This is a genomic window from Methylobacterium sp. WL18 (assembly GCF_008040015.1).
In the GTDB taxonomy this organism is placed as follows: Bacteria; Pseudomonadota; Alphaproteobacteria; order Rhizobiales; family Beijerinckiaceae; genus Methylobacterium; species Methylobacterium mesophilicum.
The window spans coordinates 1-5,562 of the sequence record NZ_VRVD01000301.1; the positions used below are offsets into that span (position 1 = coordinate 1).

General features: G+C 65.3%; 2 protein-coding genes and 2 pseudogenes. 2 read left to right on the forward strand and 2 right to left on the reverse strand.

The window, feature by feature from the left end; genetic code table 11:
* Positions 1-29: 29 nt before the first annotated feature.
* Together FV228_RS18930 and FV228_RS18935 are read right to left on the reverse strand one after the other, a co-directional pair.
* A complete protein-coding gene (locus tag FV228_RS18930; protein WP_246693952.1) occupies positions 30-1,490 on the reverse strand; it encodes a sigma 54-interacting transcriptional regulator in 1,461 nt (486 codons plus the stop codon).
* 1,002 nt (positions 1,491-2,492) lie between these two features.
* A complete protein-coding gene (locus FV228_RS18935) occupies positions 2,493-3,782 on the reverse strand; it encodes a methyl-accepting chemotaxis protein (protein WP_147856036.1) in 1,290 nt (429 codons plus the stop codon).
* Between the two features lie 358 nt (positions 3,783-4,140).
* Between FV228_RS18935 and FV228_RS18940 the strand changes: the two are divergent.
* Both FV228_RS18940 and FV228_RS34270 read left to right on the forward strand, forming a co-directional pair.
* Positions 4,141-4,976, forward strand: a pseudogene (locus FV228_RS18940) (IS5 family transposase).
* Positions 4,977-5,025: 49 nt separating this feature from the next.
* Positions 5,026-5,154, forward strand: a pseudogene (locus FV228_RS34270) (IS701 family transposase); the annotation flags it as partial.
* Positions 5,155-5,562: the final 408 nt, after the last annotated feature.

Consider the following 5,562-nt stretch of genomic DNA (forward strand, 5'->3'; position numbering starts at 1 on the left):
GAGGCCGGGCGCTTCCGTCAGGACCTCTTCTACCGCGTCGCCGCGGCCGCGAAGCGTTCCGCCAGGAGAAGGATGTCGTCGCCGCGCTCGCGCAGAGGCGGGATCCGAAGCCGGGCCGCGGCGACGCGGTAGAAGAGGTCCTGACGGAAGCGCCCGGCCTCTACCTCGGCCGAGAGGTCGCGGTTCGTCATCGATACGAGCTGGATCTTGACGGGACGCCCTTCATGGCTCCCGATCCGGTAGACGACGTGATCCTCCAGGACACGCAGGAGATAGGACTGGAGGTCGGCGGCCATCTCGCCGATCTCGTCCAGGCAGAGCACACCGCCATCGGCCTGTTCGATCTTGCCGATGCGCCCTTTCTCGTCGGCGCCGGTGAACGCGCCCTTGACGTAACCGAAGAGTTCGCTCGCGATGAGGTCGCGCGCGATGCCCCCGCAGTTCACTGGCACGAATGGACCGCCCGCCGCCGGGCTCGTCTCGGCGATCGCGCGGGCGAACAGCTCCTTGCCGACGCCCGTCTCACCCTCGATCAGGATGGGCAGGCCGCTCGCGGCGAGTTTCCGAGCCCGCTGGCGGGCCACCTGGATGGCCGCGCTGTTCCCGGCGATCCGTTCGAACCGGCTCTCGGGTTCGATCAGGGTGGCCACCGTGCGTGACCCCGCGACTTTGGACCTGCGCTCGCGCACGGGATGGATGACGACGAGGCATCCGAGGGCGACGCCGTCCTGACGGACGATCTCGAGGCTCGCCTGCGAGAAGCGCCGGCGCCAGTTCTCCTCCCATTCACTCGGATCGGCGCGTCCGACGAGCAGACGTGCGGTCTCCGTGAAGACGGGGGATCCGGTCTCGAAGCCACGTTGCGCGGCCTCCGTCGCATGCACCAGGGCACCACGCCGATCGAGGACGACGATGTCGTTGCTTAGCCAGATCGACCGCTTCGCCACGTAACTGCGCAGCAGGATCTCGTGCTCGACCCTCGCCCGATGGCCAAGCGATTCCTCGATCTCCCGACCGACGGCCGCGGCGAGGGCGAGGCTCTGCGGGTTGAAGGACGCAGCCGGTCCCGAGATGTCGACGACGCCCAGCAGGGTGCCGTCGATCGGATGACGCAGCGGCATCGCCGCGCAACTCCAGCGCTGGACATCCTGGCAGAAGTGTTCGGCGGCGTGGATCATGATCGGCGCGGATGTCGCTAGGGCGGTGCCGATTGCATTGGTGCCGATCGCGGTCTCGTCCCAGCGTCCTCCGGTCTCAAGGTGGTTGCGGCGCCCGCCCTCAATCACATGTCGGTCGCCGGCCGTTTCGAGGATGAAGCCGCCCGCATCGGTCAGGATCACCATTGATGCGGCATCCGAGAGCAGGACACCGGATCGCGCGATGGCTGGCCGAGCAATCGCCAACAACTCGGCATTCTCGGCACGGTGTCGGAAGACCTCCGGCGCGCTTGCCAAAGGTGCCTCCGTCAACTCAACCCTGACGCCGTGCATCTTAGAGCGCTGCCATGACGCCGCCAAATGTGTCGCCATGCCTGCAGGAAGACGGCCGTCCGCGAGGAACGCCTCCCACGCTAGGCGGATCGCACGCTGGTGCCCCATGGACTGTCCTCGCGTTACATCAAGACCGCGCCATCGTCCGAATAGGATTAGGATTGATAAGCGAAATCAAACACAGAGTTCTGGCTGCGTCTAGTGATCTGAGCTGTCATTCGGCTTCAGTTTGAAGGTCGGCTCCCACGCGGCGGTTCTTGTCTGCACGGAGGAGAACGGCCCGGAAGTTCTCGGAGGCCGTTTGGCTTGGCTCAAGCGATCAAGGCTTGGACCTTGGCCTGCGTGAGGTAGCGTGCCTGACCCTCGGCGGGAGGCACGTTGCCGATGGGTGGGATTGGGATTGCCCCGGTTTGGTCGCTGCGGCCTGGCTTGCGTGGGAGACCGGAGTTCTGCCCTCGGGGTCTTCCGGTTCATGAGCGCCGACCAGGCCGACTTCCCGATCACCGTGATGGCGCGCACCCGCGGCGCGACGCGGGGCGGACGCCGCCCCGCTGAACCGAGTCCACGCCGTCCATCTCGGCTCGCACGAGACCTATGGCGTGCCGCGCATCCACGCCGACCTGCGCGAGCAGGGCGACCGGCATTTCCGCAAGCACGGGCGCCCATTGCCCGGCTGATGCGCGAGGCCTGTCTCGTCGGGGCCAGCCACCGGCGCGGTGGCCCCATCACGACGCTGCGGGACCGGGAGGTGCGTCCGGCTCCCGATCTCGCCGCCCGCAACTTCGCCTCCGCCCCCCCGAACCAGTTCTGGGTGGCGGATATCACCGACGTGCCGACAGCCGTTGGCGCGTCCCGAGAGCGGCTATGCATTGGCCGTCCGGCACCGTCGGCTCGAGGTGGGAAGCAAGCTTCGGCGCTGCGTTCGAGAACAGACGTTCAAGCTGTGGCAAATCGTTCGATCGTGAGTGCACCTGACGAGGCCGGACTGAACCCGGGCAAACGTCAGGCCGCTTTAACCTCACTCAGGAAGTGATGCACGACCACTCCAAGTTGCTCGGACTGAGTTGCAAGACGGCGTGCCGCGCTCAGCACGACCTTGGCGGTTTCACCAGTCTGGCCGGCGTCGCGCTCCAACGCCCCCATGGCATCCGTCACCGTCCGTGAGCCGGAGGCTGCCTGCTGCACACTCCGGGCGATCTCGTCGGTCGCGCTGCCCTGCTCATCCATCGTGTGCATGATGCCTTGGGTCGCGTCGCGCAAGCCCGTGATGGCCGTGCCGATCTCGCTGATTGCGGCCACGGTGGTCGCGGTCGCCTGCCGGATCTCGCCGACCTGAGTTCTGATCTCTTCCGTCGCCTTAGCCGTCTGCGTGGCGAGTTCCTTCACCTCAGCGGCCACCACGGCGAAGCCCCGCCCGGCAGCCCCAGCCCGGGCCGCCTCGATCGTCGCGTTGAGCGCAAGCAGGTTCGTCTGTCTCGCCAAGGTGTTGATGATATCGACAACCGCCCCGATCTGATCGGCGGCTCGCGACAGGGTTTGGACCAGGGCGTCCGTGCGCTCAACCTTCGCTGCGGCAGCACCGGCCAGGTCGGAAGACTGGGTTGCCTGCGCCGCCAACGCCCGGATCGTCGCGGCCAGTTCCTCGGTGGCCGCGGCCACCGTCTGCACGTTTGCCGAGGTCTGACGGGAAGCGGAGGACACCTCAGCCGCGCGCCCGCTGTTGCTCCCGGAGATGGTCGACATCGTGTTGGCAGTCGCCTCCATCTCGCTCGCCGCGCCCGACAGGCCACCCGCAATCGCAGTGACCTCGCCATCGAAGGCGGCCACGAGGTGGTCGATCAGGCCTGCGCGCGCCTTGCTCGTCTGCGCGGCCACCATGGCGTCGTTGATGTCCACGAGTGAGCCGCAGGCCCGGATCGGGTTGCCGTTCGCATCGTGCACCACCCCTCCCGTGGCGCGGAACCAGCGATACGTTCCGTCGCGCATCTGCAGGCGGTAGGCGACGTCGTAGGCACCCTTGTTCACCACGTTCTTCAGGGCTTCCCCAAACACGGCGAAGGTGTTGCTTGCATCCTCGGGGTGCAGGCGGTCGGACCAGGATTGTACCACGTCCGGGAACTCGTCCCGGTGATCGGCAAAGCCGACAAGGCGGCGAAACTCCGCCGACCATGTCCAGCGACTCTTCGGGTGCATCGGATCGCCGGCGTGCAGCACCGCATCCCACAGTCCGACCCCGGCGTGGTTATTGAGAATCTCCAGCAGAATGTCGTTATCTCTGCGCTTCCTGAACATGTCTTTGCCGACCTCGACCTATTGAATGTGCTTACACATAGTATCTATGAAAAAATCGTTACATCGTTCAGCACAATAAGATTCTCATCGTCGGCTCGTAAACTATAAGTAGCAACAAACGATATTTTTCAAACGCTTGTCATCGACGATCAATGCGTTGAAATTTATTTCTCCAGGAAACGTCGGTTGCCCGCAACATTCTAACTATAGTCAATTGTCCATAGCAAGCTGAAATTTTGGACCGTCGCAATACAGAATATAATCAAATACAAACTCAGGTTAAATCGATAAAAAATCGGAACTGACTTAGAGCGCCTAACAGAACGGCATCGAGCGGGGTTTTCAGCGTTGGTTTGGCATGGCCACACCGCTTCTCCCCGATGAACTCTGGGATGAGATCGCTCGGCTCCTCCCGCCGCCTCGGCCGCGTCCGAAGGGTGGGCGGCGTCCAATTGAGAACCGGGCCGCACGCACGGGCAACTTGTTCGTGCTGCGCTCGGGGCTGCCGTGGGAAATGCGGCCGGCCGAGATGGGCTGCGGCTCCGGCATGGGTTGCCGGCGGCGGCTGCAGGATTGGCAGGCGGCGGGCGTTTGGAGCCGCCTGCATCACGTAGTGCCGGACCGCCTGCACGCGGCGGGTGAGATCGACTGGAGCCGGGCTTGCCTGGACAGCGCGTCTGTCCCGGCCAAAAAGGGGGCCTGCACCGGCCCGAACCCGACGGACCGGGGCAAGCCGGGCCAGAGCCGCCATCTCGTCACCGACGCGCGCGGCACGCCCCTCATGGTGAGCTTGTCGAACCCTCGGCTTCTGCCTGAGCGGGGCCGACCGGCACGACACCGTCATGATGGCGGCGACCCGCGATGCCATCCCGTCTGTGCGGAGCGGTCGGCGCGGACGACCGCTCCGCCGTCCGGACAAGCTCCACGCTGACAAGGCCTACGATGCCAGACCCCGCCGGCAGGAGTGCCGGGCGCGGGGGATCGTCCCGCGCATCGCGCGAAGGGGCATCGAGAGCAGCGAGAAACTCGTTCGTCACCGTTGGGGCGTGGATCCTTCGACAAGCTCAAGATGAGGGCACCCACGCCTGGTTCAACCGGTTCCGTCGATGGCCCATCCGCGACGAGCGACGCGCAGACATCTACGAGGCCTTCGCAAGCCTCGTCACCCTGAACCAGATCAGACGGTTCTGTTAGGCACTCTAACTTTGCCCTCGGACCACCTCGTGGGGGCCGATCAGGTCCCATGATGCGCACAGCATGGACGGCTGGGACTTCGGTCGAGACGACGCTTGAGCTGTGGGCCTCGTGGCCGCGAGAGGTGAAGGGGCGCATGCGGCCCCTGTTCAGCCAGGAGGGGGGCGCCGCCCCGGCGGGAACGGGACGCGGAATGCATGCCCCGGGCGCGGGCGCCGGTTTCCGTTGTCGATTCGTCTCACGCCCGCCCGCGGCGCACCCCGCAGGCCAGGCTATTGAGACTTACAATCGCACCGAACACGCAGCCGAAAGCTCCTTTCTTTCACGGACACAGGCCATCATTCTGTATTAGATTTACACGGACAGTATTTACATTATCAATTAAGAACGTTCGATGCACTGCATTGACGGGCGCATGATCCCGATGCCTACTGGGCGAGAATTTCAGGTCTCAGCTTAGAATCGGCGTGGACCGAGGCAGAAAGTCCGTTCGATGCTTCCGCCCGCGCGACCGCGAACCCCAGACACCGCGAAGCCCGCGGCCCCTGCGAGCCTCCCGGCGGGGCCGGCCCGGACCGGCCGCGCC

Bases quoted from the DNA above. Each gene is read 5' to 3' on its own strand.
- FV228_RS18930 (WP_246693952.1), bottom strand. From the start codon at position 1,490: ATGCACGGCGTCAGGGTTGAGTTGACGGAGGCACCTTTGGCAAGCGCG.
- FV228_RS18935 (WP_147856036.1), bottom strand. From the start codon at position 3,782: ATGTTCAGGAAGCGCAGAGATAACGACATTCTGCTGGAGATTCTCAAT.